Source organism: Saccharothrix lopnurensis (assembly GCF_042658445.1).
In the GTDB taxonomy this organism is placed as follows: domain Bacteria; phylum Actinomycetota; class Actinomycetes; order Mycobacteriales; family Pseudonocardiaceae; genus Actinosynnema; species Actinosynnema lopnurensis.
This window is the reverse complement of sequence record NZ_JBHSQO010000074.1, coordinates 1-23696: the sequence shown is the minus strand read 5'-3', so window position 1 is coordinate 23696 and position 23696 is coordinate 1. Positions and strand designations below refer to the sequence as shown.

29 protein-coding genes are annotated in these 23696 nt (G+C 73.0%); 17 read left to right on the top strand and 12 right to left on the bottom strand.

The window, feature by feature from the left end:
• The 9 genes from ACFP3R_RS36455 to ACFP3R_RS36415 form a co-directional block, all read right to left on the bottom strand.
• Positions 1-1429, bottom strand: a 1429-nt coding sequence (locus tag ACFP3R_RS36455; RefSeq protein WP_380643375.1) for a hypothetical protein, incomplete at its 3' end; no start/stop codon positions are given.
• A gap of 316 nt (positions 1430-1745) precedes the next feature.
• Positions 1746-2279, bottom strand: coding sequence for a DUF3558 domain-containing protein (locus tag ACFP3R_RS36450; RefSeq protein ID WP_380643373.1), 534 nt, complete (start codon positions 2277-2279; stop codon positions 1746-1748).
• 12 nt (positions 2280-2291) lie between these two features.
• Positions 2292-2660 (bottom strand): hypothetical protein, encoded by a 369-nt coding sequence (locus ACFP3R_RS36445; protein WP_380643371.1) that lies wholly within the window; start codon positions 2658-2660, stop codon positions 2292-2294.
• 302 nt (positions 2661-2962) lie between these two features.
• Entirely contained in the window at positions 2963-3739 is a 777-nt protein-coding gene (gene pstB, locus ACFP3R_RS36440) for a phosphate ABC transporter ATP-binding protein PstB (protein ID WP_380643369.1), read from the bottom strand.
• A gap of 10 nt (positions 3740-3749) precedes the next feature.
• Positions 3750-4667: a phosphate ABC transporter permease PstA gene (gene pstA, locus ACFP3R_RS36435; protein ID WP_380643368.1), complete on the bottom strand. Its 918-nt coding sequence runs from the start codon at positions 4665-4667 to the stop codon at positions 3750-3752.
• Complete coding sequence (gene pstC / locus ACFP3R_RS36430; RefSeq protein WP_380643366.1) at positions 4664-5719, bottom strand: phosphate ABC transporter permease subunit PstC; 1056 nt, start codon at positions 5717-5719, stop codon at positions 4664-4666. Before pstC ends, pstA begins: the two co-directional genes overlap by 4 nt.
• Positions 5720-5753: 34 nt before the next feature.
• Positions 5754-6875: a phosphate ABC transporter substrate-binding protein PstS gene (pstS, locus tag ACFP3R_RS36425; RefSeq protein ID WP_380643364.1), complete on the bottom strand. Its 1122-nt coding sequence runs from the start codon at positions 6873-6875 to the stop codon at positions 5754-5756.
• 193 nt (positions 6876-7068) lie between these two features.
• Positions 7069-7947 (bottom strand): mycothiol synthase, encoded by an 879-nt coding sequence (gene mshD, locus ACFP3R_RS36420; protein ID WP_380643362.1) that lies wholly within the window; start codon positions 7945-7947, stop codon positions 7069-7071.
• 63 nt (positions 7948-8010) lie between these two features.
• Positions 8011-8763 (bottom strand): winged helix-turn-helix domain-containing protein, encoded by a 753-nt coding sequence (locus ACFP3R_RS36415; RefSeq protein WP_380643360.1) that lies wholly within the window; start codon positions 8761-8763, stop codon positions 8011-8013.
• A 174-nt stretch (positions 8764-8937) separates the two neighbouring features.
• On the opposite strand from ACFP3R_RS36415, the gene ACFP3R_RS36410 reads away from it, so the two are divergent.
• The 10 genes from ACFP3R_RS36410 (at position 8938) to ACFP3R_RS36365 (ending at position 15487) form a co-directional block, all read left to right on the top strand.
• Positions 8938-9678, top strand: coding sequence for an alpha/beta hydrolase family protein (locus ACFP3R_RS36410; protein WP_380643358.1), 741 nt, complete (start codon positions 8938-8940; stop codon positions 9676-9678).
• Complete coding sequence (locus tag ACFP3R_RS36405; RefSeq protein ID WP_380643356.1) at positions 9675-10514, top strand: LmeA family phospholipid-binding protein; 840 nt, start codon at positions 9675-9677, stop codon at positions 10512-10514. The genes ACFP3R_RS36410 and ACFP3R_RS36405 overlap by 4 nt, the downstream gene beginning before the upstream one ends.
• The gene (locus tag ACFP3R_RS36400) at positions 10514-11062 is read left to right on the top strand and encodes a TlpA family protein disulfide reductase (RefSeq protein ID WP_380643354.1); all 549 of its coding nucleotides are present in this window, start codon (positions 10514-10516) and stop codon (positions 11060-11062) included. Before ACFP3R_RS36405 ends, ACFP3R_RS36400 begins: the two co-directional genes overlap by 1 nt.
• Positions 11063-11128: 66 nt before the next feature.
• Positions 11129-11206 carry a putative leader peptide gene (locus tag ACFP3R_RS36395; protein WP_360103130.1) on the top strand — a complete coding sequence of 26 codons (78 nt, stop codon included), beginning with the start codon at positions 11129-11131 and terminating at the stop codon, positions 11204-11206.
• Positions 11207-11311: 105 nt separating this feature from the next.
• A complete protein-coding gene (locus tag ACFP3R_RS36390; RefSeq protein ID WP_380643352.1) occupies positions 11312-11764 on the top strand; it encodes a DUF4395 domain-containing protein in 453 nt (150 codons plus the stop codon).
• Between the two features lie 24 nt (positions 11765-11788).
• Positions 11789-12634, top strand: coding sequence for a sulfurtransferase (locus ACFP3R_RS36385; RefSeq protein ID WP_380643350.1), 846 nt, complete (start codon positions 11789-11791; stop codon positions 12632-12634).
• Positions 12635-12636: 2 nt separating this feature from the next.
• Complete coding sequence (locus tag ACFP3R_RS36380; protein WP_380643348.1) at positions 12637-12939, top strand: DUF1416 domain-containing protein; 303 nt, start codon at positions 12637-12639, stop codon at positions 12937-12939.
• Positions 12940-13124: 185 nt separating this feature from the next.
• Positions 13125-13760, top strand: coding sequence for a heme-binding beta-barrel domain-containing protein (locus tag ACFP3R_RS36375; protein WP_380643346.1), 636 nt, complete (start codon positions 13125-13127; stop codon positions 13758-13760).
• Positions 13761-13952: 192 nt separating this feature from the next.
• Positions 13953-14558 (top strand): 5-oxoprolinase subunit PxpB, encoded by a 606-nt coding sequence (pxpB, locus tag ACFP3R_RS36370; RefSeq protein WP_380643344.1) that lies wholly within the window; start codon positions 13953-13955, stop codon positions 14556-14558.
• 86 nt (positions 14559-14644) lie between these two features.
• Positions 14645-15487 carry a 5-oxoprolinase subunit C family protein gene (locus ACFP3R_RS36365; RefSeq protein WP_380643342.1) on the top strand — a complete coding sequence of 281 codons (843 nt, stop codon included), beginning with the start codon at positions 14645-14647 and terminating at the stop codon, positions 15485-15487.
• Positions 15488-15508: 21 nt separating this feature from the next.
• On the opposite strand, the gene ACFP3R_RS36360 is transcribed toward ACFP3R_RS36365, so the two are convergent.
• A complete protein-coding gene (locus ACFP3R_RS36360) occupies positions 15509-16351 on the bottom strand; it encodes an aminodeoxychorismate lyase (RefSeq protein ID WP_380643340.1) in 843 nt (280 codons plus the stop codon).
• A gap of 33 nt (positions 16352-16384) precedes the next feature.
• On the opposite strand from ACFP3R_RS36360, the gene ACFP3R_RS36355 reads away from it, so the two are divergent.
• From ACFP3R_RS36355 to ACFP3R_RS36335, 5 genes are all read left to right on the top strand, one after another.
• A complete protein-coding gene (locus ACFP3R_RS36355) occupies positions 16385-16834 on the top strand; it encodes a Fur family transcriptional regulator (RefSeq protein WP_380643338.1) in 450 nt (149 codons plus the stop codon).
• On the top strand, positions 16831-17955 hold the full coding sequence (gene ygfZ, locus ACFP3R_RS36350; RefSeq protein ID WP_380643336.1) for a CAF17-like 4Fe-4S cluster assembly/insertion protein YgfZ: 1125 nt from the start codon (positions 16831-16833) through the stop codon (positions 17953-17955). Before ACFP3R_RS36355 ends, ygfZ begins: the two co-directional genes overlap by 4 nt.
• Before the next feature lie 128 nt (positions 17956-18083).
• Positions 18084-18932 carry a beta-keto acid cleavage family enzyme gene (locus ACFP3R_RS36345; RefSeq protein WP_380643334.1) on the top strand — a complete coding sequence of 283 codons (849 nt, stop codon included), beginning with the start codon at positions 18084-18086 and terminating at the stop codon, positions 18930-18932.
• Positions 18933-18992: 60 nt separating this feature from the next.
• Complete coding sequence (locus ACFP3R_RS36340) at positions 18993-19574, top strand: RsiG family protein (RefSeq protein WP_380643332.1); 582 nt, start codon at positions 18993-18995, stop codon at positions 19572-19574.
• A gap of 46 nt (positions 19575-19620) precedes the next feature.
• Entirely contained in the window at positions 19621-20808 is a 1188-nt protein-coding gene (locus ACFP3R_RS36335) for an MFS transporter (protein WP_380643330.1), read from the top strand.
• Here the strand turns inward: ACFP3R_RS36335 and ACFP3R_RS36330 are convergent.
• Positions 20761-21642, bottom strand: a complete 882-nt coding sequence (locus ACFP3R_RS36330; RefSeq protein ID WP_380643328.1) for a DUF8083 family protein — start codon at positions 21640-21642, stop codon at positions 20761-20763. The two genes, ACFP3R_RS36335 and ACFP3R_RS36330, sit on opposite strands and share 48 nt — an antisense overlap.
• A gap of 162 nt (positions 21643-21804) precedes the next feature.
• Here ACFP3R_RS36330 and ACFP3R_RS36325 point away from each other — a divergent pair, with 162 nt between their 5' ends.
• Positions 21805-21990 carry a DUF3073 domain-containing protein gene (locus ACFP3R_RS36325; protein ID WP_380643326.1) on the top strand — a complete coding sequence of 62 codons (186 nt, stop codon included), beginning with the start codon at positions 21805-21807 and terminating at the stop codon, positions 21988-21990.
• A 78-nt stretch (positions 21991-22068) separates the two neighbouring features.
• On the opposite strand, the gene ACFP3R_RS36320 is transcribed toward ACFP3R_RS36325, so the two are convergent.
• Entirely contained in the window at positions 22069-23133 is a 1065-nt protein-coding gene (locus ACFP3R_RS36320) for an NADH:flavin oxidoreductase/NADH oxidase (protein WP_380643324.1), read from the bottom strand.
• Positions 23134-23475: 342 nt separating this feature from the next.
• On the opposite strand from ACFP3R_RS36320, the gene ACFP3R_RS36315 reads away from it, so the two are divergent.
• Positions 23476-23696, top strand: a 221-nt coding sequence (locus tag ACFP3R_RS36315; RefSeq protein WP_465270006.1) for a cyclic nucleotide-binding domain-containing protein, incomplete at its 3' end; no start/stop codon positions are given.

The window sequence follows — 23696 nt, the reverse complement described above, 5'->3', positions numbered from 1 at the left end:
GGCCCCCTCCACCTCCCCCCCCCCCCCCCCCCCCCCCACCGGGGCCGAACCCGCCCGCACCCGCGCCGCCCGCACCGGCACCGGTCCGCCCGGCCTCGCCGAGCGCGCCCTCGCTGCCGCCGGGACCGAACCCGCCGGGACCGCCCAGGCCGCCCGCGCCGCGTCCGGCCGCCGCCAGGCCGCCGGGACCGCCCAGGCCACCGCCACCGCCCCCCGCGCCGCCACCACCACCGCCGCCCGGACCGCCGCGGCCGCCGGGACCGCCGCCGCCGGGACGACCGCCGGGCGGGGTCAGGCCGGGCGGGCGGTAACCGGGGGGACGGTTGCCGGGGCCGGTGCCGGGACCGTTGCCCGGACCGCGGCCGGGCGGGTACGTGCCCGGCGGGTAGATGCCGGGAGGGTTGATGCCTCCGCCGCCACCGGGCGGGGTGTAGCCGCCACCACCACCGCCGCCACCGCCGGGCGGGGTGTAGCCGCCGGGACCGCCCCAGCCGGACTGGTTGGTGGTGTTGCCGCCGCCGGAGAAGTCGCTCGGGCCGGTGCCGGTGCCCGTCCCGGTCCCCGTGCCGGTGCCGCTGGGCACGGTGGGGCGGCCGTTGACCTCGCCGGTGCCGGGGTTGTTGTTCTCGCCGCTGCCGCCGGTGCCCGTCATGGCGGGGGGCGGGGTGAAGGCGGGCATGGCCGCGCCCGACTCCTGGAAGCTGGTGGCCATGGTGGTCATGACCTCGGCCGCCCGCTCGTGGGCCTGCTGCTTCTCCTCGAACTTCTGCTCGATCTGGTCGATCGTCTCGGCCCACTTGAACGGGTTGGGCTCGGAGAAGAACATGCGGTAGGCGTCGGCGGTGCTGAAGTCGACCGGCTCGGGCATGGTGTTCTTCGCCGTCTCGGCGGCCCGGCTCTGGTCGAACAGCTTGGTGCCGGTGAGCTGCGCGCCCTGGGCGGCGTCGCCGGCCCAGGTGGAGACGCCGGCGAAGTAGCCGCGCGCGGACTCGGCGGCCTGGCCCTGCCAGGCGTCCTTGCTGCTCTCGGTGGCCCGGCCCAGCCCCTCCTGGAGCGTCGCGAGGGCGTTGCCGACATCGGTCCAGGCACGACCCTGCTCGTTCGCGCTCGCCGGGTCCATGTTCTCGTTGACCATGGCTTTGAGGGCCGGGTGGTCGTGGCCCAGGTAGTGCTGGCACGAGGAGGACATCGGCGGCCGGTACTGCTCGACCGTCTGCTCCAGGCGCTGCTGCTGGTCCTGGAACTGCTGGTTCAGCGCCGCCTGGTCGCGGACGTTCTCGACCACCGCGCCCAGCGTCGGGAACAGGCCGCCCTGCTGCCTCGCGTCGTCGAGGTTCTGCTGCTGCTGGCGGTCGAGCTGTTCCTGCCGGTCGCCGGAGTAGTCGACTGCGCTTGCGTCGCTGTTGTGGTCCGAGTTCGGCGGCGTCACGACGTCCTCCCCTGCTTGCTTCGACGACCCGGTCCTGATCACCGCAGCCGACCCGGTCGCGGGCTTCACGGTACCGGGTGCCGGTGAGCCGTGTCCCGTCTATGACGGAGCCGGCCGACGACCGGTTCCCCCGATCACCCGCAGGTGGGAGGAGGGTCCCGCACCAGCCCGGGGCGGCTGCGGCCCGATCGCGGTCGTGACCTCGCACGCCTGTTCCCGGGTCACCTGCGAGGAGGGAGCACGTCGCCCCGGGAGGCCGTGACGATCCCGCCGGCGCCGCTGTCCAGGTCCGGCGGCGGCACGAGTCCTCCCCCGCCTACTCCGGCAGTTGCGGTTCGATCGCCGTGGCCACCCTGGTCGCGGCGTCGCAGGCTTCCTCCAGGGAGGCGTCCGCGGAGGCCACCGTGTCGACCCTGCCCTCGCCGACCGCCAGGGCGACCGCGCACGCGGTGTTCGTGTACGCCTTGCGGACGAGCTTGGCCTCGCGCCCGTTCACCTCGGTGTCGCTGACCTCGGCCTGCGGCCCCTTGCCCGCCTCCGCGAGCGGGGCGTCGATGGGACCGACCAGCACGGTGACGCTGGGCGAGAACTCGGCGAAGCAGTCGTCGCCGTCCTCCTCGATGCCGGTCAGGTTGAACTGGCCGGCCACCTCCCGGAGCGCCGCGCACGGGTCGAAGTCGGCGAGCGGGTCACCGGCGCCGGACGTCGTCGTGGGCGACGAGTTCCCGGAGGTGGTCCCGCCTGCCGTGGTCGTTCCCGGGTTCGGGTTGCCGGGCTCGTTGGTCGAACACGCCACGAGGGCGAGCGACGCCAACGCGAGCGCCAGAACCGGCCGGATCACCCTGGTCAACTCCACTCCACCTCAGTAACGGTTGTACTTGCCGGCGTGGTCGTCGTCGACGTTGCCGTAGTTCTTGACGGCCTCCTGCAGGGCCGCCTTGGCGTCTTCCAGCGCGGTCTTGAGCTGCTCGATGGCCGGGATGATCCCGGAGGTGCCCGCCCCGCCGTTGGCGCTCTCGAAGTTGTAGCTGCTCATCGCCTCGGCGTCGGGGCTCGTGCCCAGCCTGGTCCGCTCGCTGAGCGCGTACGCCTTGGTCTCGGCCTTGCGCAGGTCCGACTGGGCGTCCTCGATGGCCTTGATGTACGCCTGGGCGCCTTCCTGGCTGATCGCGAAGGATCCGGACAGGGCCGCCTGCTTCAACCCGGCCATGTTGGCCGTCATCGCCTGCATGGACTGTGCGCTCCACGCACCTTCCGGCGCCACGGTTACCCCCTGCGAGTTCAGCCGATCCCGGCCGCCAAGGTACCCCCGAAAGGGGGACGGTGTCTCGACTTTGACGACCGCCGCGCGCGGTGGGTTCCACGGTCACCCGAACGCGTCGGAGCTCCCCCACCTGCGGTGGAGTCGGGGCGGGTCGGTGGCGGTGGTGATCCCGGGTACGTCCGGTCCCCCGACGCGCCGGAGCCCTCCCGCTCCGGGCGGGAGGGCTCCGGGGACCGGCGACCGGGGGTCGGCACCGGCACCGCGGGGTCTCAGCCGAAGCGGCCGGAGATGTAGTCCTCCGTCGCCTTCTGGCTGGGGTTGGAGAAGATCTTCTCCGTGTCGTCCACCTCGATCAGCTGACCCGGCTGACCGACACCCAGCAGGTTGAAGAAGGCCGTCTGGTCGGAGACCCGGGCCGCCTGCTGCATGTTGTGCGTGACGATGACGATCGTGTACTCCTTCTTCAGCTCCGTGATCAGGTCCTCGATCGCCAGCGTGGAGATCGGGTCCAGCGCCGAGCACGGCTCGTCCATCAGCAGCACGTCCGGCTGCACCGCGATCGCCCGCGCGATGCACAGCCGCTGCTGCTGACCACCGGACAGCCCGCCGCCGGGGCGGTCGAGGCGGTCCTTGACCTCGTTCCACAGGTTGGCCCCGCGCAGCGAGCGCTCGGCCACCTCGTCGAGGTCCTTCTTGTTCTTCGCCCCGGCGAGCTTCAGCCCGGCCACCACGTTGTCCCGGATGGACATGGTGGGGAACGGGTTGGGCCGCTGGAACACCATGCCGATGGTCCGGCGCACCTGCACCGGGTCCACGGACGAGGCGTAGATGTCCTCGCCGTCCAGCAGCACCTTGCCCTCGACCCGGGCGCCGGGCGCCACCTCGTGCATTCGGTTCAGCGACCGCAGCACGGTGGACTTGCCGCAGCCGGACGGACCGATGAACGCCGTCACGTTGCGCGGCGGCACCGCCAGGGAGACCTCCTGGACGGCGTGGAACTTGCCGTAGAAGAGGTTGAGGTCCTTCACGTCGATGCGCTTGGCCATGACCGCCCGCTCACTTCGTCTTCGGAGCCAGCCACCGCGAGACCACGGTCGCCAGCAGGTTGAACAGCGTGATGATGATGACCAAGGTGATCGCCGCGCCCCAGATGCGCTCGAAGCCCGCCTGCGTGGGGTTGTTCCGCTCCGAGGTCATCAGCAGCGGCAGCGACGCCATCGGGCCGTCGAACAGGTTGTAGTTGATGTACGGCGCGTACGCGGCCAGCACGAGCACCGGCGCGGTCTCGCCCATCACGCGGGCCAGGGCGAGCATGATGCCGGTGACGATGCCGGACAGCGCGGTCGGGATGACGATCTTCATGATCGTCTTCCACTTCGGGATGCCCAGCGCGTACGACGCCTCGCGCAGCTCGTCCGGGACGATCTTGAGCATCTCCTCGGTGGTCCGCACGATCACCGGCACCATGAGCAGCACCAGCGCCAGGGACACCGCGAACCCGCTGCGGCCGAAGCCGAAGTAGGTGATCCACAGCGTGTAGACGAACAGCGCGGCCACGATGGACGGCACGCCCGTGAGGATGTCGACCATGAACGTGGTGGCGCGGGCCAGCTTGGACCGGCCGCCGTACTCCACCAGGTAGACGCCGACGAACAGGCCGAGCGGCACGGACAGCAGGCCGCACACCAGGGCCTGCACCAGGGTGCCGTAGATCGCGTGGTAGACACCGCCGCCCTGCTGGCGGGACAGCAGCCCGGACAGCGACTTCTGCCACCAGTCCGGATCCAGGACCACCGGGAAGCCGCGTTGGACGACCACGTAGAGCACCCAGACCAGCGGCACGATCGCGATCAGGAACGCCGCCCACACCAGCGCGGTGGCGGCGCCGTTCTTGAGCTTGCGGGTCCCGCTGATGCTCTGGAACGTCGGCGGCGTCGCCAGGCGGTTCAGGTCCGCCGTGTCGGTCGCTGTCATTCGTACTCCTTGTGACCGGCGACGATCATCCGGGCGATGGCGTTGACGCCGAAGGTCAGCACGAACAGCACCAGACCGGCGGCGATGTACGCGCCCGCGGTGCGCGGGTCGTTGAACTCGGGCGCGGCGAGCGCGATCTTGGAGGCGAACGTGGCGCCGCCGTCGAACAGGCTCCAGGCGAACGCCGCGCCGGTGCCGCTCAGGATGATCATCAACGCGATCGTCTCGCCCAGCGCGCGGCCGAGGCCGAGCATGGAGGCGCTGACGTAGCCGGCCTTGCCGAACGGCAGCACGGTGGTCCGCACGACCTCCCACTTGGTCGCGCCGAGCGCGATGGCGCCCTCCACGTGGGTGACGGGGGTGCGGTCGAACACCTCGCGGCTGACCGCGGTGATGATCGGCAGGATCATCACCGCCAGCACGATGCCCGCCGTGAAGATGGTGCCGCCCAGCTCGATGCTGACGTTGCCCTCGTCGAACAGGAACAGCCAGCCGAGGGTGGTGGTCAGCCACTCGCCGACCGGGGTGAGCACCGGGCCGAGCACCAGCAGGCCCCACAGGCCGAAGATGATCGACGGCACGGCGGCCAGCAGGTCGATGAGGTACGCGAACGGCCGGGCGAGCCGGCGCGGCGCGTACTGGGTCAGGAACAGCGCGATGCCCAGGGCGATGGGCATCGCGATGGCCAGGGCGAACGCCGAGGACACCACGGTCACCAGGAACAGGTCCAGGATGCCGAAGCGCATGTCGCCGACGTCACCGGTCGACCACTCGCGGCTGGTCAGGAAGTTGACGTGGTTGAGGCCGAGGGACGGGATCGCCTGGAGCAGCAGGAAGACGCCGATCGCCGCGATCAGCACCACGATGAAGATGCCGGAGCCCGTGGCGAGGCCCTTGAAGATCCGGTCGCCCGGCCGGACGTGGGACTTGTTGTCGGCTTCCGCGGTCGGGGGAATCGGAGCCTCCGAGTCGGGTCGGGCGGCCGGGACGCCCCCGCGGGCACCGGTCGATCCGGTGCCCGCGGGGCGCTGGGCCACTGTGCGTTCGTTCATCGCGCTGGCGCTGGTGGGGAGTCTGCCGGCCTGGTCAGGCGATGGCCTCGATGGCCGTCAGCAGCTTCTCCTGGAAGGCCGTCGGCAGCGGAGCGTAGCCCGCGTCCGCCAGACCCGCCTGGCCGTCGGTCGCCGCGACCGTGAGGAACGCCTTGACGGCCTTCGCGGTGTCGGCGTCGTAGCCCTTCGAGCAGACGATCTCGTAGGTGGCCAGCAGCAGCGGGTAGGCGCCCGCGGTGCTCGCGCCGTAGATCGACTCCAGGTCCAGGACCAGGTCGTTGCCGGTGCCCTTGATGGTGGCGCCGTCGATGGCCTTGCCGACCGACTCCTCGTTCAGCTCGACCGCGCCGGAGCCGTTGTCGATCTTGGCGATGGACAGCTTGTTGTCCTGCGCGAACGACAGCTCGACGTAGGTGATGGCGCCGTCGACGGCGCCCGCGGCCTGCGCGACACCGGCGGACTTCTCCTTGCCCTCGCCGACACCGCCCTTGAACTGCTTGCCCGCGCCCTGGGTCCAGGCGCCCTTCGAGGCCGCCTCCAGGTACTGCTGGAAGTTGTCCGTGGTGCCGGACTCGTCGGACCGGTAGATGACCGTGATGTCCTTGTCGGGCAGCGAGGCGCCGGAGTTCAGCGCGGCGATGGCCGGGTCGTTCCACTTCTTGACGGTGCCGTTGAAGATGGTGGCGGCGACCTCGCCGTTCAGGGTCAGGTCGCTCACGCCGCCCAGCTTGTAGCCGAGCGCGACCGGCCCGAAGACCAGCGGCAGGTTCCACGCCGGGTTGCCCTCGCAGCGCTCGGCGGCGCCCGCCACCTCGCCCTTGCTCTCCGACAGCGGCGAGTCGGAACCGCCGAAGTCGACCTGGCCGGCGATGAACTGCTTGACGCCCGCGCCGGAGCCCGAGGCGTTGTAGGCGAGGTCGGAGCCGGAGCACCGCTGCTGGTACGCCTGGACGAACGTGTCGATCGCGTTCTTCTGCGCCGAGGAGCCCTCTGCGCTCAGCTTCGACTTGCCACCGCACTCGACGGACGACGACGACTCGCCGGTCGTCTGGGCCGCGCCGCCGGCGGGGGCGTTGTTGTCGCTGCCGCACGCGGTGAGCAGAAGCGCACCGGCCGCGATCAGGCCGACTACGGCGCCGTGTCGCTTGGTCTTCACCTGGGTCCTCCAGCTACAAGGGCGGATACCGCGGCGCTCGTGCCGCCGCTCGACACGGACGGTAGGGAGCGAGGGTGGACGCGCCCCCAGGAAAAGGTGAACGGGAGGTGAACAGCACACGGGAGGTGACGGGTCACACCGCCTTTTGTGTGATCCGTGACCTGCGCGTTTGCAGGACGTGACGGGTTTGTCACTACCGGGAGTACTGGACGTCCGCTCCCCACCGGGTGAATCCCAACCGGGTGTACACGGCCAGTGCCGAAGCGTTGTCGGCCTCGACGTAGAGCATCACCTCGGCGAGCCCGGCGGCGCGCAGGTGCGCCAGGCCCGCGAGGGTGAGCGCCTTGCCCAGGCCGCCGCCCTGCGCGTCCGGGTCGATGCCCACCACGTACACCTCGCCCAGCCCGGCCGGGTGCGCCTTGGTCCAGTGGAAGCCCAGGAGCCGGTCGTCGGCGTCGACGGCCAGCAGGAACCCGGCCGCGTCGAACCACGGCTCCCGCTGCTTGGCCAGCAGGTCCTCGACGCTCATCGCGCCCTGCTCGGGGTGCCAGGAGAAGGCCCGGTGGTTGACCCGGACCACGTCCTCCTCGTCGCGACCGGGCTCGAACGCCCGCAGCCGCACGCCCGGCGGCAGCACCGGCTCGGGCAGGTCGGCGCCCAGCGGGCGGCCCATGCGCAGCAGCTCGCGCACCTTCCGCGCGCCGAGCGCCGCGGCCAGCGCCTCCTGGGCGGGCAGGCCGCCGTGGGCCCACACCCGCAGCGGCCGGGCCCGCTCCGAGACGGCCTCCAGCAGCGCCGTGCCGACGCCCCGGCGGCGGTGGTCGGGGTGGACGGCCAGCTCCGCGACCCCGTTGCCGTCGGCGTCGCCGCGCGCGTCCAGGTGCAGGTAGCCGGCCAGGGCGCCGTCGCGGCGGGCCAGCAGGTGGGCGCTCCCGCGCGCGCCGGGGCGCAGCCGCAGGACCACGGCCTCCCCGACCGGGGCCACGCCGTCGACCCCCTCGACGGCACCGAGCAGGTCGGTGACCTCACCGACCTGCTCGGGGGAAAGCTCTTCGGACCAGATCGGTTCCACGTCGTCGAACCTACTGGGCCCGGCGCCGCCGGGCGCGACGGCGCGCGCCGCGCCCGGTGGGCGTCACATCCGGAAGATCAGCTCGGCGTCGTCCAGGTTCGCGTCCGCCACGTCGACCTGCTCCACCCGGCGGGCGCTGCCCGGCCGCGGGGGGCGGACGAACTTGTAGCCCACGTTGCGCACGGTGCCGATCAGCGACTCGTGCTCGGGGCCGAGCTTGGCGCGCAGCCGCCGGACGTGGACGTCCACGGTGCGGGTGCCGCCGAAGAAGTCGTAGCCCCAGACCTCCTGGAGCAGCTGGGCGCGGGTGAACACCCGGCCGGCGTGCTGCGCCAGGTACTTCAGCAGCTCGAACTCCTTGTAGGTGAGGTCGAGCGGCCGGCCGCGCAGGCGCGCGGTGTAGGTGGCCTCGTCGATGACCAGCTCGCCGAGCTGGATCGAGCCGTCCCCGCCGGTCTGCGCGGCGCCGCGGCGCGAGCGCACCAGGCGCAGCCGGGCCTCCACCTCGGCCGGGCCGGAGGTGGGCAGCAGGATCTCGTCCACGCTCCAGTCGGAGTTGACCGCGACCAGACCGCCCTCGGTGACGACGGCCACCACGGGCACGTCCACGCCGCTGGAGTCGAGCAGCCGGCACAGGCTGCGCGCGGCGACCAGGTCGGACCTGGCGTCGACCAGGACGATGTCGTGGGGGCCTGCCTCCAGCAGCGCCGAGACCTCGGGGCGCAGCGGCCGCACCTCGTGCGGGAGGAGCGACAGCGCGGGGAGGACCGCCTCGGGGTCGGAGTCGGTGGTCAGCAGCAGCACGTCGATGCTCATCGCGGCGCCCTCTCGTTCGGCCGGTGCGTGGTCACCGGACCAGGCGAGCGAAGTACGGTGACCGGGCCCCGTTGCCTGCGGATGACGGAGACGATACCGGTGCACGCCACAAAAGACCCAGGTCAGCAGGACAGGGTCACAGTTGTTTCCACAAGCGTCACGCCTGTTACATCCGTGTCACACGACGCCGTCGTGCTGCACGGCCTGCACGTGAGGTCCGCACGCTCCGTGACGGAACTGGCGTTCGTGGTCGGTCACGGCTTCACCAACCACGTGCGCAAGCCCTTCGTCTCGCGCGTGCTGCACCGGTTCGCCCGGCACGGCGGCGTCGTCGCGCTGGACTTCCGGGGCCACGGCCGCTCGGGCGGGACCTCCACCGTCGGCCTGGACGAGGTGCACGACCTCGCGGCCGGTGTTTCGCTCGCCCGCGACCTGGGGTACCGGCGCGTGGTGACGGTCGGGTTCTCCATGGGGGCGTCCGTGGCGCTGCGGCACGCGGCCCTGCACGAGGACCGGCCGGACGCCGTCGCCGCGGTCAGCGCGCCCTCCCGCTGGTGGGTGCGCGACACGCCGGCCATGCGCCGGGTGCACTGGCTGCTGGAGCAGCCGCACGGCCGGCTGGCCGCCCGCGCGCTGGGCGTGCGCCTGGGCCCGCCGTGGACCGCGCCCCCGGAGAGCCCGCTGGAGGTGGCGCACCGCATCGCGCCGACCCCGCTGCTGATCGTGCACGGGGAGCGGGACCACTACTTCGGCCCGGCCCACGCCGTCGCCCTGCACCGGGCCGCGGGCGGCGACGCGGAGCTGTGGCTGGAGCCGGGCGTCCGGCACGCCGAGTCGGCCATGACGCCGGCTCTGGTAGACCGGATCGCGACCTGGCTCGACCACCACTCCCAGGGGAGCACCGACCGACCATGACCGCCAACGAGTCCAAGCGCCGTCCCACCCGCGGGCGCAAGCTGATCATCGCCGCCCTGGTGGTGGGGGCCGTGCTGGTCGCCGCCGACTACGGGCTGGCCGCGGCGGGTGAGTACCAGGTCGCCCAGCGGATGCGGCACAAGTTCGGCCTGAGCGAGGACCCGGCGGTCCGCATCAACGGCTTCCCGTTCACCACCCAGGCGCTGGCGGGCGACTACCGGGACATCGAGATCAGCGCGGCCGGCGTGCCCGTGGGCGACGACCTGCGCAACCTGGAGATCCGGGCGAACCTGCGCCACGTGCGCATCGGCCTGTCCGACCTGCTGGCGGGCAACACCGCCAACGCCCGGATCGACCAGGTCAGGGGCAGCGTGAAGATCAAGTCCAGCGACCTGAACCGGCTGGTCAACAGGGTCACGCCGTTCAACGACATGACCATCGAGCCGGACAACCGCGCCAAGCGGGAGGCCGAGCTGGAGGGCGAGCCCGCGCCCGAGCAGGCCGCCGCCGCGCGGAAGCCGGACCCGACCGTGGCGGCGGTGAAGCTGGCGGGCAGCACCACAGTGGCCGGCCGCAAGATCCGGATCGCCGCCTACGGCACGGTGTCGCTGATCGACGGCCAGATCGCGATCGCGGTCAACGACATCGACCTGGACGACACCTCGCTGGAGGGGCTGGACGCGGTGCTCGGCACGGTCCGCCAGGCGCTCGGGGTCGTCATCGACCCCGGTCAGCTGCCGTTCACCGCGACGCCGACGGCGGTGAAGGTGGAGAGCGGCGCGTTCATCGTGGAGGGCACGGTCAACGACATCCCGCTGGACCAGGGCGCCGGCTGATGACCGGGGTGTGGGCGCTGGTCGCCGCGGTCGCCGCGGTGGTGGTGATCGGCCTGGTGCTGCGGGCGCGCGAGGGCCGCATCCGGCACGCGCCGCCGCGCACGGTGGTGGGTGGTGACGCGGGGGTCGCGGGGCCGGAGGCTGCGGGCGGCGGGGTTGCGGGCGACGGGGCTCCGGGCGGCGCGGCTGGGGGTGCCGGGGCTGCCGGTGCCGGGGCCTCGGCCCCCGAACTGCCGGGGCTCGTGCGCGACCTGCTCGACGCGCGCACCCCCGTCACGCTGGTGCAGCTGTCCACGGACTTCTGCGCCAACTGCAAGCGGACCAGGGTGGTGCTGGTCGACCTGGCCGAGCGCACCGGGGGCCTGCGGCACGTCGAGCTGGACGTCACCGACCTGCCCGAGGTCGCCCGTGCCCTCGGCGTGTGGCGCGCGCCCACGACCCTGGCGCTGGACCCGGCCGGGGTCGAGCTGCTGCGCGTCGGCGGCGTGCCCGAACCGGCCACGCTCGCTGCGGCTTTGCGCCCACACCTGCCTCCACCGAACGGGTGAACCTGGTATTTCCCACTTGCTGGGCGGTACTCCCGACAGCAGGGACGAGCGGCTACCCTCGCACCCATGACCACGCTGCTGACCAAGCGACTCGCGGTGGACCTCTGCCGCGTGCGCAGCAGCCTGTGTCGCGCGGCGAGCTGACCGGGCGGTCCCCGGCGGCGGGCACGACCTTGACTCACGTGCGCGCCTGCCCTACCACCGCCTGAAGACGGACTACCCGTCTTCGTCCACCGTCAGGAGGTCGCCGTGTCCAAAAACGCCCCTGTAGACCCGCGCGGGCCGCGGTTCAGCGCCTGGATCACCTCCGCGATCCTCGCCACCGTGCTGCTCACCGGGTCGTGGCGGTTGCTCGCGGCGCAGACCGTGCTGTTCGCCATGTGCGCGTTCATCTCGCTCAAGCTCAACCCGTGGGGTCACGTCTACCGGTTCGCCGTCCAGCCCAGGCTCACGCCGACCCCCGTGCGCGAGGAGGCCGCCCCGCTGCGGTTCGCGCAGGGAGTCGGGTTCGTCTTCGCCCTGGTCGGCACGATCGGCTTCGCCACCGGCCTGACCGCCCTCGGCGTGGTCGCGACCTCCGCCGCCCTGGTGGCCGCGCTGCTCAACGCGGCGTTCGGCCTGTGCCTCGGGTGCGAGGTGTTCCTGGTCCTGCGCCGCCGCGCGCCGTTCCTCGCCCGTCCCCAGTCGACACCGTCGCAGTAAGAACGAAGAAATGGGAGCAGCTCGATGAGCCGTGAAGACGTCCTGGTCTCGGCCGCGTGGGCCGAGGAGAACCTGAACACGCCCGGTGTGGTGTTCGCGGAGGTCGACGAGGACACGACCGCCTACGACGGGGGCCACCTCCCCGGCGCGGTGAAGATCGACTGGAAGAACGAGCTCCAGGACCCGGTCCGCCGCGACTTCGTCGACCGGGCGGGCTTCGAGAAGCTGCTGTCGGCCAAGGGCATCTCCAACGACGACACCGTCATCCTCTACGGCGGCAACAACAACTGGTTCGCCGCGTACGCGTACTGGTACTTCAAGCTGTACGGCCACCACGCGGTCAAGCTGCTCGACGGCGGCCGCAAGAAGTGGGAGCTCGACGGCCGCCCGCTGGACAAGGAGCAGGTCGACCGCGAGCCGACCGACTTCAAGGCCCAGGAGCAGGACCTGTCGATCCGCGCGTTCCGCGACGAGGTCGTGGACGCCATCGGCAACAAGAACCTGGTCGACGTGCGCTCGCCCGACGAGTTCTCGGGCAAGCTGCTCGCGCCCGCCCACCTGCCGCAGGAGGCGGCGCAGCGCGGCGGCCACATCCCGAGCGCGATCAACGTGCCGTGGAGCAAGGCGGCCAACGAGGACGGCACGTTCAGGTCGAACGAGGAGCTGGCCGAGATCTACGGCGACGCCGGGTTCGACGGCTCGCGCAAGACGATCGCCTACTGCCGCATCGGCGAGCGCTCGTCGCACACGTGGTTCGCGCTGCACGAGCTGCTGGGCCACGAGGACGTGAAGAACTACGACGGTTCCTGGACCGAGTACGGCTCGCTGGTCGGCGTGCCGGTCGAGCTCGGCGACGGCAAGGGGGCGTGACGATGAGCCTGGACGGTTGCGGGGCTCCGCAGCAGGGCGTCGACCTCGCGGTGGGGGACGACCAGGTCGTGCTCACCGGCAAGGTCAGGTCGGCCGGCGGACCGGTCGGCGGGGCGTTCGTGCGGCTGCTGGACGCCTCCGGCGAGTTCACCGCCGAGGTCGTGTCCTCCCCGGAGGGCGACTTCCGGTTCTACGCCGCGCCGGGCGCGTGGACGGTCCGCGCGCTGCACCGGTCCGGCAACGGGCAGGCGTCGGTCACCGCCGACGGGCCGGGTGTGCACCCGGTCGAGGTCGCGGTGGCCTGAGCCGCTTTTCGCGGGTCTGTTCCCGCCGACCCCGGTGGCGTTCGCCACCGGGGTCGGCGGCTTCCCGGGTCCGGGGCCTAAACTGGGGTGGTGGAACACTTCTTCACCGGGCTGCTGGTACTCGTGTCCCTGCTGGTGGTGTGGTTCGCCGGTTACGTGGTGTACCGCCTGTTCTCCGACCAGCGGTGAGCGCCGAGGAGCCCGTTCCGGGCAGTGGTGACGCGGCCGTGCAGGCCGCCGCGGCACGCGCCGAGGTGACGCGCGCCCTCAACCTGCCGCAGTTCGACGACCTGCCGATCCCGGCGGACACCGCGAACCTGCGCGAGGGCCCCTCGCTGCACGACGCCTGCCTGGCGCTGCTGCCGCTGGTCGGCGTGTGGCGCGGCGAGGGCGAGGTCGTGTACCCGACGATCGAGGGCCCGTACCGCTTCGGGCAGCAGATCACCTTCGCGCACGACGGCCGGCCGTTCCTGTACTACGAGGCGCGGGCCTGGCTGCTGGACGCCGAGGGCAACGTCATCCGGCAGGCCGCCCGCGAGACCGGCTTCTGGCGGCCGAAGCCGGACGACACGATCGAGGTGCTGCTGGCGCACAACACCGGGGTCATGGAGCTGTACTACGGCAAGCCGCGCAACCAGACGTCCTGGGAGTTCGGCACCGACGCGGTGGTCCGCACGGCGACCGCCAAGGAGGTCGTCGGGGCGAAGCGCCTGTACGGCATCGTGAACAACGGTGACCTGGCCTACGTGGAGGAGCGGGCCATGGTCGGCCAGCCGCTCCAGCCGCACACCTCGGCGCACCTCAAGCGCGTCGTCGGCTGAGCACTGCGGGTTCGCCGGGCACGGCGGGCTGGCCGGGCACGGCGGGCTCGCCGGCCGCGGCGGACTGACCGGGCACGGCAGGCTCGCCGGCCGACCTGACCGCGCCAGGCCCTCGCGTCCCGGCCCCGGAGTTCCGGGGCACTCTCGCCGTAGATTGTTCAACAATCCACTCACAGGACGTAGGCTGTGCCCATGCGGCTGCGGCGTTGCGGCACCCACGCGGTGCTCGTCGAGGTGGACTCGCTCGACGAGGTGGAGGCGGTGCGCGCCGCCGTGGAGGCGGCCGCGCTGCCGGACGTGGTCGAGCTCGTGCCCGCCGCGCGCACGGTCCTGGTCGCCACCCGCCCCGGCGGCCTGCCCGCCGTGCGCGAGGTGCTGGCCTCCGCCGACCTGGCCCACCGGGCGGCGACCGCCACCGAGGAGGTCGTCATCCCGGTCGCCTACGACGGCCCGGACCTGGAGCTGGTCGCCAGCACCGCGGGCCTGACCCCGGCCGGGGTGGTCGAGCTGCACACCGGCGCGGAGTACCGGGTCGCGTTCTGCGGCTTCGCCCCCGGCTTCGCCTACCTCACCGGCCTGCCCGAGCCGCTGCGCCAACCCCGCCTGGACTCCCCGCGCACGAGGGTCCCCGCCGGCTCGGTGGGCGTGGCGGGCGAGTTCACCGCGGCCTACCCCCGGGCCACCCCGGGCGGCTGGCGGCTGATCGGCCGCACCGACGCGCCCCTGTTCGACCCGCGCCGCCCGACCCCCGCCCTGCTGGCCCCCGGCCACCGCGTCCGCTTCGAGGCCACCCCGTGACCCCCCCGGACGTCGCGAGTCGTACGCCCAGCGGTCACGAGTCGTACGCCCAGCCCCCCCGAGTCGCACGTTCGCGCGCCCTGACCGTGGTGAGCACCGGCCCGCAGACCCTGGTCCAGGACCTGGGCCGGCCGGGTCACGCGCACCTCGGCGTGCCGCCCTCCGGCGCCCTCGACGCGCCGTCGCTCAGGCTCGCCAACCGGCTGGTCGGCAACCCCGAGGGCGCGGCCGGCCTGGAGGTGCTGCTGGGCGGGCTGGTGCTGCGCGCCAACGCCTCGTGCACGGTGGCGGTGACCGGTCCGCACACGCCCGCGCGCGTCAACGGCGTGGTGTGCGACTTCCCCCGTCACCTCGCCGCCGGCGACGTGCTGGCCCTGGGGACGCCCACCGGCGGGCTGCGCGCCTACGTCGCGGTGTCGGGCGGGCTCGACGTGCCCGCCGAGCTGGGCAGTCGGGCCGCCGACGTGCTCTCCGGCCTGGGGCCCGCGCCGCTGGCGGCGGGTGACGAGCTGCCGCTGGGCGTGCCGGTGGGCGTGCCGGTCGGGGTCGACGTGCTGGTGCCGGTGCGGGTGCCGGACGAGCTGGTGGTGCCGGTCCTGCCGGGACCCCGCGACGACTGGTTCGCCGGGGCGGTCGGGCAGCTGCGCGCGGGGCGGTGGGCGGTGTCCGACCGCGGCAACCGGGTGGGGATCAGGCTGGACGGGACCGCGCTGGAGCGCGTGCCGGCGCGGGTCGGGTGCGAGTTGCCGAGCGAGGGGCTGGTCACGGGGGCGGTGCAGGTCCCGCCCGACGGGTTGCCCGTGGTGTTCCTCGCCGACCACCCCACCACCGGGGGGTACCCGGTGGTGGGGGTGGTCGGCGGGGGTGCGTTGCCGCTGCTCGGCCAGGCTCCGCCGGGGACCCGGTTGAGGTTCGCGCCGCGGGGGTGAGCCGCGGGGTGAGCTGGTGTTCTAGTACTCCGACTCGTACAGCGCGTCGAGCCGCGCGTGCAGCTCGGCCGAGTCCGGCAGCGCCTTCCCGTCCAGCGTGTGCACGCGGGTGATCTTGCGGACGCTCGACACCAGGAACACGCCGTCGGCCGAGTACAGGTCCGCCACGTCGATCGGCGCCACCTCGGTGGTCCAGCCCTCGCGCTCGGCGGCCCGGAACAGCGCGGCCTGCGTGGTGCCGGGCAGGATGCCCAGCTCCGCCGGCGGCGTGGTCAGGTGCCTGCCCCGCGCCGTGATCAGCGTGGACGTCGGGCCCTCCAGGACCGAGCCGGAGGACGTGGTGAACACGACCTCGGCGGCGCCCCGGCGCTCGGCCTCGCGCACCGCGGCCATGTTCACCGCGTAGGACAGCGACTTGGCGCCCAGCAGCAGCCACGGCGCGCGCTCCGCCAGGCCCGGTTCGATGCCCCGGTCGAGGGTGACCGCGGCGATGCCCTCGACACGCTGGGCCAGCACCTTGGGCGAGATGTCCGTGGCCAGCGCGAACCCGGTGGGCGTGCCGTCGCCGCCCTCCACGCCGCGCGTGTGGACGAGCTTGAGCGCGATCTCCGTGCCGCCGGCCCACCTGTCGAGCACCACGTCGACGGTGCGCTCGAACGCCGCGCGGTCCGGCTCGGGCAGGTCCAGCATCGCCGCCGACCGGGCCAGGCGGTCCAGGTGCGGCCCCAGCTCTCGGGGCTCGCCGTCGACGACCAGGATCGTCTCGAAGACGCCGTCACCGCGCAGGAGGCCCAGGTCGTCGACCCGGATCAGCGGGGCGTCGGGGTCGGCCGGGGTTCCGTCGAGGAGTACGAGCACGCGCATGGGGTGAGACTACTCACGTCTACCATCGACGAGGTGGACACCGTCGCCGGACCGAAGGCCCTGCGCAAGACGCTGCACGACCGGGGGATGCGGATGACGCCCCAGCGCCAGCTCGTGCTGGACGCGGTGCGCGAACTCGGCCACGCCACCCCGGAGCAGATCTGCAAGCACGTCCAGCGCACCGCGCCGACGGTCAACATCACCACCATCTACCGGACGCTCGACCTGCTGGACCGGCTCGGCATGGTCCGGCACACCCACCTCGGGCACGGCGCGCCGAACTACTCGATGGACCCGCACGACCACGTGCACCTGGTGTGCCACCGCTGCGGGCGCGTGGAGGAGGTGCCGTGCGAGCTCCTCTCACCCCTGGGGGGAACACTGGCGGCCGAGCACGGGTTCGAACTGGACGCGAGCCACCTCGCGCTGTCCGGCACGTGCCGCGACTGCCTCGCCCGAAGTGCCGATGAGGAGCCCGAGTGAACTCACCGCTGGAGAACCCGGTCCCCGGGAACTCGCCGCTGCTGTCCGAGCCCGGGGCGGTCGCGCCGTTCGACGGCAACCCGGACCAGGGCGTCCCGTGGCACTTCGGCGACCCGTTCGCCGAGCAGCGGTCCGCCTCGCGGTCGGTCGCGGTGTTCGACCGGTCACACCGGGCGGTCGTGGCGGTGCCCGGCGACGACCGGCTCACCTGGTTGCACTCGTTGACCAGCCAGCACTTCACCTCGCTGGGCGAGAGCCGGGGCACCGAGGCGTTGATCCTGGACGTGCAGGGGCGGGTCGAGCACCACGCGGTGGTGGCGAACGTCGGCGGGGTCGTGTACCTGGACACCGAGGCCGGGCGGGCGGGCGACCTGCTGGGCTACCTGACCAGGATGGTGTTCTGGTCGAAGGTCGAGCCCCGGGACGCCTCGGCCGAGTTGGCGGTGCTGACGGCGGTCGGGCCCGAGCTGGCGGGGTTGTTCGAGCGGGTGGGCGCGCCGCTGCCGGGTGAGGTGGGCGGGGTCGTCGTGCTCGCCGGCGGCGGGTTCGCGCGCCGGGTGCCGTGGCCCGGTCACGACGCGGTCGACCTGGTGGTCCCGCGCGCCTCGCTGGTCGGGTGGTGGCGGCGGTTGACCGACGCGGGGGCGCGGCCGGCGGGCAGCTGGGCGTTCGAGGCGCTGCGGGTGGAGTCCCTGAGGGCCCGGCTGGGCGTCGACACGGACGAGAAGACGATCCCGCACGAGGCGAACTGGATCGGCGCGGCCGTGCACCTGGACAAGGGCTGCTACCGGGGGCAGGAGACGGTGTCCAAGGTCCACAACGTGGGCCGGCCGCCCCGGCGGATGCTGCTGCTGCACCTGGACGGGACGCGCGAGGTGCAGCCGGAGACCGGTGATCCCGTGCTGGTGGGCGATCGGGTGGTGGGCCGGGTCGGCAGCGTGGCGCTGCACCACGAGCTGGGGCCGGTGGTGCTGGCGCTGGTCAAGCGGTCGGTGTCGCCGGAGACGGAGTTGTCGGTGGGGGCCGAGGAGCGGCGGGTGCAGGCTTCGGTGGACCCGGATTCGGTGCCGCCGGACACGCCCGGGTTGGGTCGTGAGGCCGCCCGCAACCTGGGGCGTTGAGTTCCCGGTCCACGGGCTGGGAGCGGCGCTCGCCGCCGGGCGTCGGCACCGTCCTCACCTGCACTGCTACCCGTTCGCGTTGGTTCCGGCCTGAGGCTTGAGCCCACTTCTGTGCCAGGATCAGGGGCATGTCCCGACCCGGATCCCACGGCACGCTGCTCACCGTTGCCCCCACCGGGGCCGAGCACGCCAAGGTCGACGTCCCCCAGCTCCCGGTCACCTTGGAGGAGCTGGTCGCCACGGCCGAGGCGTGTGAGCAGGTCGGGGCGGCGATGGTGCACGTGCACGTCCGGGGGGCGGACGCCCGGCCCAGCCTCGACCTGGGGTTGCTCAAGGAGACCGTCGCGGCCCTCCGGGAGCGGACGGGGCTGATCGTGCAGCTGTCCACCGGTGGGGCGGTGACCGATCCCGAGGCCGACCGGCTCCGGGTGCTGGACGCGCTGCCCGATTCGGCGTCCTGCACGATGGGCACGGTGAACTTCGGTGACGACGTGTTCATGAACCGGTGGGGGTTCGTCGTCGCGCTGCACGAGGCCATGCGGGAGCGGGGCATCGTGCCGGAGTACGAGATCTTCGACATCGGTCAGCTGGCGTCGTTGCGGCGGCTGCTGGACCGGCACGGGTTGCCGGCCGGCGGCAAGGTGCACGTCGACCTGGTGATGGGCGTGCCGGGTGGGATGCCCGGGGACGCCGAGACGCTCACGGCGGCGCTGCGGCTGCTGCCGGAGGGCGCGTCGTTCTCGGCGACCGGGATCGGGCGGGCCACGTTGCCGGTGATGCTGACCGCGCTGGCCTCGGGCGGGCACCTGCGGGTGGGGATGGAGGACACCCTGTCCTACGCGAAGGGGCAGCCGGTGCGGGACAACGCGCAGCTGGTCGCGCGGGCGGCCGGGTTGGCGCGGATCGCGCAGCGGCCGCCGCTGTCCCCCGCGGACGCACGTGCACTCCTGGGCGTGCGCAGTCCGGTACAGGTTTGAGACAACTTTGGAAGCAGGTTTGTGTTGGCGGGTGGGCAGGAACTACCTCAGGATGAGTACGTGATCGAGGTGCGTCCTGGCGGGCGCCGCCGTATCGACCGGGTGCTCGCCCCCGACTACGCGGAGGGGGTCGAGCGGCTCCCGCTCGCCGAGGTGCGCGCCCTGCGCGACGAGGCGGCGCAGGAGGAGACCGACCTGTCGTACCTGCGTCGGCTGCTGCACGCGCGGATCGACATCGTGCGGGCCGAGCAGGAGCGGCGGATCTCGGGCGGGTCGGCGGTGGTGGACCAGCTCGCGGCCATCCTGTCGTCGAACGCGGTGGGACCGGCCACCGGGCTGGGGCGCTACCAGACGCAGGAGCCGTCGCGGGCGGAGGCGCACCGGCGGCACGTCGAGGCGCTGGTGTCGGACGTCGACCTGTCGGACGTGAGCGCGCTGTCCGACGACAAGCTGGACCTGGCCCTGCGGGTGTTCGTGGGCGAGGAGGCTTCGGTGTCGGGGCGGCGGCGCGAGGTGCAGGTCGTGGTCGACCTGCTCAACGCCGAGATCGCGGGCCGCTACCAGAGCGGCAGCGCGTCGGTGGACGAGCTGCTGGCGGCCGAGCGCGGGTGGCCGACGAACCCCGGACGTTCCAAGGAGTAGGATTCCACTCCCGCTCTTTGAACAGGCCGCCTAACGTCGCCGCTTGATGACCCGAGGAGCGACGCGGTACCGCTGGGTGGTGCTGGCCGTCGGCGCGGTGGCGCAGGGCACCAACGCCGCGGTCTTCCTCGGCCTGCCCGCGATCACGCCGCAGCTGCGCGACCACTTCGGCCTGTCGTTGCCGCAGGTCGGGCTGCTGCTCGGCGCGGTCAACCTGGGCACGATGCTCACCCTGGTGCTGTGGGGCGCGGCCGCCGACCGGCGCGGTGAGCGGCTGGTGATGACCACCGGCGGGGTCGGGGCGGCGCTGTGCCTGGCCCTGGCGGCGTTCGACGGGGCCGTGGTGGCCGGGGTCGCCCTGGTCGGCGTGGGCCTGTTCGGGGCGAGCGTGAACGCGGCCGGCGGGCGGGCGGTGCTCACCTGGTTCCCGCCGGACCGGCGCGGCCTGGCGATGGGCATCCGGCAGACCGCCACGCCCCTGGGCGCGGCGCTGGCCGCGGTCGTGCTGCCGGTGGTGGCGGTGGGCGCCGGGGTGCCCGCGGTGTTCCTCGCGCTGGCCGGGTCCACCGGGTTCGTCGCGGTCGCGGTGGCCCTGTGGGTGCGGGAGCCGCCGTGGGCGGCGCGGTCGCGGCGCGGCGGCCACGGGGTGGTGCTGTCCGACCCCGCCCTGATCCGGCTCAGCGCCGCGAGCGGGCTGCTGGTCGTGCCCCAGTTCACCGCGGCCGCGCTGATGGTGGAGCTGCTGCACGACCACCGGGGTGTCGCGGTGGGCGTGGCCGCCGGCCTGTTCGCCGCCGCGCAGGTCATGGGTGGCCTGGGGCGGCTGGTGGTCGGGGTCTGGTCGGACCGCCTGCCCGACCGGGTGCACCCGCTGAGGGTGCTGAGCGTGCTGGTGGCGGTCGGGTTCGCGCTGTGCGCGGCGCTGGACCGGGCGCCGGTGGAGCTGCTGGCGGCGGCGCTGGTGCCGACCGCCGCGCTGGCGCTGTGCTGGAACGGGGTGGCCGTCACCGCGGCGGGCGAGCTGGCCCCGCCCGGCCGCACGGGCACGGCACTGGGGATGCAGAACACCGCGAACTACCTCAGCGCGACCGTCACGCCGCCGCTGGCGGGCTGGGTCGCCGTGACCCTGGGGTGGCCCGCCGCCCTGCTGCTGGCCGCGGTGGCGGCCGTGGCCTCGCGGCTGCTGCTAACCGTGCCGTTCCCGGCGCGCGAACTCGCCCCAGAACTCCCGTAGCCGCTCGTAGCGGAGCGCCACCTCCTCGGCGTCGCCCTCCTCCAGCGCGTCGACGATGGCGTTCACGTCCGCCGCCGAGGTGTCCTCCAGCAGGTCCTGGTCGTCGACCAGCTGCACCAGCCCGCCGTAGTCGAGCTCGACCGCCGAGCCCGGCGCGAAGTGGTCCAGCCAGCGCCCGGTGTCCGCGAGCACCTTGGCGGGCCCGTCCTCGCCCAGGGAGCCGGACACCACGCGGTGCGCCCGCGCGGTCCGGGCGCGGGCGTCGGCCATGGACACCCGCCACGACACCTGCCGCTCGGGGTCGTCCCTCGGCGCGAGCACGATGCGCCGCGCGTCCGGGTCGACCAGCGCGAACCAGGGCAGCGGCACCGTCCAGGTGGTCGAGATGACGTGCACCGCGCCGCCGGTCAGCTCCGCCATCACCGCCGCCGCGCGGGCCCGGACGGTCTCCGGCCCGACGGCCACCGCCTCGTCCCGCAGCGGACCGGTGGCCGTGGCCAGGAAGCCCACCAGGGCGGCGGCGGAGCGGGGGCGGAGGTCCAGCGGGCAGACCAGTGGTCCCGGTCCGACCTCGCCGGGGACCTCGGCGGGGCTGATGGTCATCACGTCGAACGGCGCGTCGGGCGCGACGCGCCCGTCGGACCGCTCTCCGGGCAGGAGGCGGCGCGGCCGGGCCAACTGTGATCGCAACCACAGCTCCCGCTCGCGCGCGCCGACGTCCGCGCGGCTCAACACCCCGTTTTCCAGGGCTTTCCGCACCTGGTCGGCCAACGGTGCGTCAAGAGCCGACAGCGGTTCGTACACCCTGAGGTAGGCGACGAACGGTCGAGGCACCCGTGCATCCTCCCATGCCGGGATTTGACGGCACGTCTCACGCCTACCGCGTCGCGAGGAACCCCTTCGGCACGGTACGGTAGTTACCAGGAACTAGTTGTCGAGACGAGTGGGGCCGCCGTTCCCCCGGCCGCCCCCGTCCCTGTGCGAGGGGGTCGAGCCATGGGGCGCGGCCGAGCGAAGGCCAAGCAGACGAAGGTGGCGAGGGAGCTCAAGTACAGCTCCCACAACACCGACTTCGAGGCCTTGCAACGCGAGCTGTCCAGCGAGGGCGGCGGCGGTGTTCGTCGTACCGACGAGCGCTCCGACGACCCGTCGGACGACGATTACGACGACTACCGTCGCTGATACGTCCACGTACCCGCTGCTCGGAGGTTGGGCTGCCGGTTTTCACACCGGCAGCCCGACCTTTGGGCGCGGGTCCTACTAGAACGCCCTGGCGTACTGCTTCGGCGGGTTGGTCCGCACCCCCAGTTGCTGTGCCGCGTGCAGCGGCCAGTACGGGTCGCGCAGCAGCTCGCGCCCCAGCAGCACCAGGTCGGCCGACCCGTCGGCGAGGACCTGCTCGGCCTGCCGGGCGTCGGTGATCATGCCGACGGCCCCGGTGGGCACGTCGGCCTTCCGCCGCACGGTCTCGGCGAACCGCACCTGGTAGCCGGGACCCACCGGGATGTCCGCCGCTGGCACGTTGCCGCCGGTGGACACGTCGACCAGGTCGACGCCCAGCTCCGCCAGGTCGCGGGCGAGCACGACGCTGTCCTCGGCGCTCCAGCCGCCCTCGACCCAGTCGGTGGCGGAGATGCGCGCGAACACGGGCACGTCGTCGCCCACTGCCTCCCGGACCGCGGCGGTGACCTCGCGCGCGAGCCTGGTGCGGTTCTCCAGGCTGCCGCCGTAGGCGTCGGTGCGGGAGTTGCTGAGCGGCGAGAGGAACTCGTGCAGGAGGTAGCCGTGGGCCGCGTGCACCTCGACGACCTGGAAGCCGGCGTCGACCGCGCGGCGCGCCGCGGCGGCGAAGTCGGCGACCACCCGCGCGATGCCCTCCCGGTCCAGCTCGTCCGGCGTCCGGTAGCTGTCGTGGAACGCCACCGCGCTCGGCGCGACGGGCGTCCAGCCGCCCTCGGCGTCGGCGACCCCGCCGCGCCCGTCGGCGAACGGCGACCAGGTGGACGCCTTGCGCCCGGCGTGGGCGAGCTGCACGCCCGCCACCGCGCCGTGGGCCCGGACGAACTCCGCGATCGGGCGCCATGAGGCGATGTGCGCGTCGTCCCAGAGGCCGGTGTCCTCGGGCGAGATGCGGCCCACCGCCTGCACGGCGGTGGCCTCGGTGAACACCAGCCCGGCCCCACCGACGGCGCGCGAGCCGAGGTGCACGAGGTGCCACTCGTCCGGGTGGCCGTCACGTGCCGAGTACTGGCACATGGGGCTGACCGCGATCCGGTTGGGGAGGGTGACCGACCGGGTGGTCAGCGGGCTGAACAGCTGGCTCACGTGCGTCTCCTGTGGTTCCGGGGGTCCCGGCCCGTTCCGGGGGCCGGAACGGGCCGTTCGGCGCGTCAACAGGTCCAAGGTCCCGGATCGGACGAGTTGTTCCCGGTGTGCCGCACGTCCCACGTCCCGGGAGCTGGGGAATTCCATTCCATTCGGTATTGCCCGTGCATTAGCACGCGATCTTCACGAGGGGGCGGCTGCGCACAACACCGAACAGAAGGGGGCCAGTTACGCCCATTCGGGTGTACTGTCCGCAGCACGTTCGGGGAGACCATCACTTGCCGCCCCACGCGGGTCGGCCCATTGCCAGATCCCGCCGGTCACAACAGTAACAGGATCCACATGCTGCCGATGCCGACCACGACGATGACACAGGATCCAGTGTGGCCCAGCAACAGCCTGCTGGGTCGCCTCCGGGAGAACACCAGACAAGAGTTGCTGAACATCGGGACGGTCGTGCGGTACACCGCCGACCGCGAGGTGATAGAGCAGGACGCGAAAGACACTCATGTGTTGTTGTTGCTCGATGGTGTGGTGAAGGTGCAGACCACGGACGAGACGGG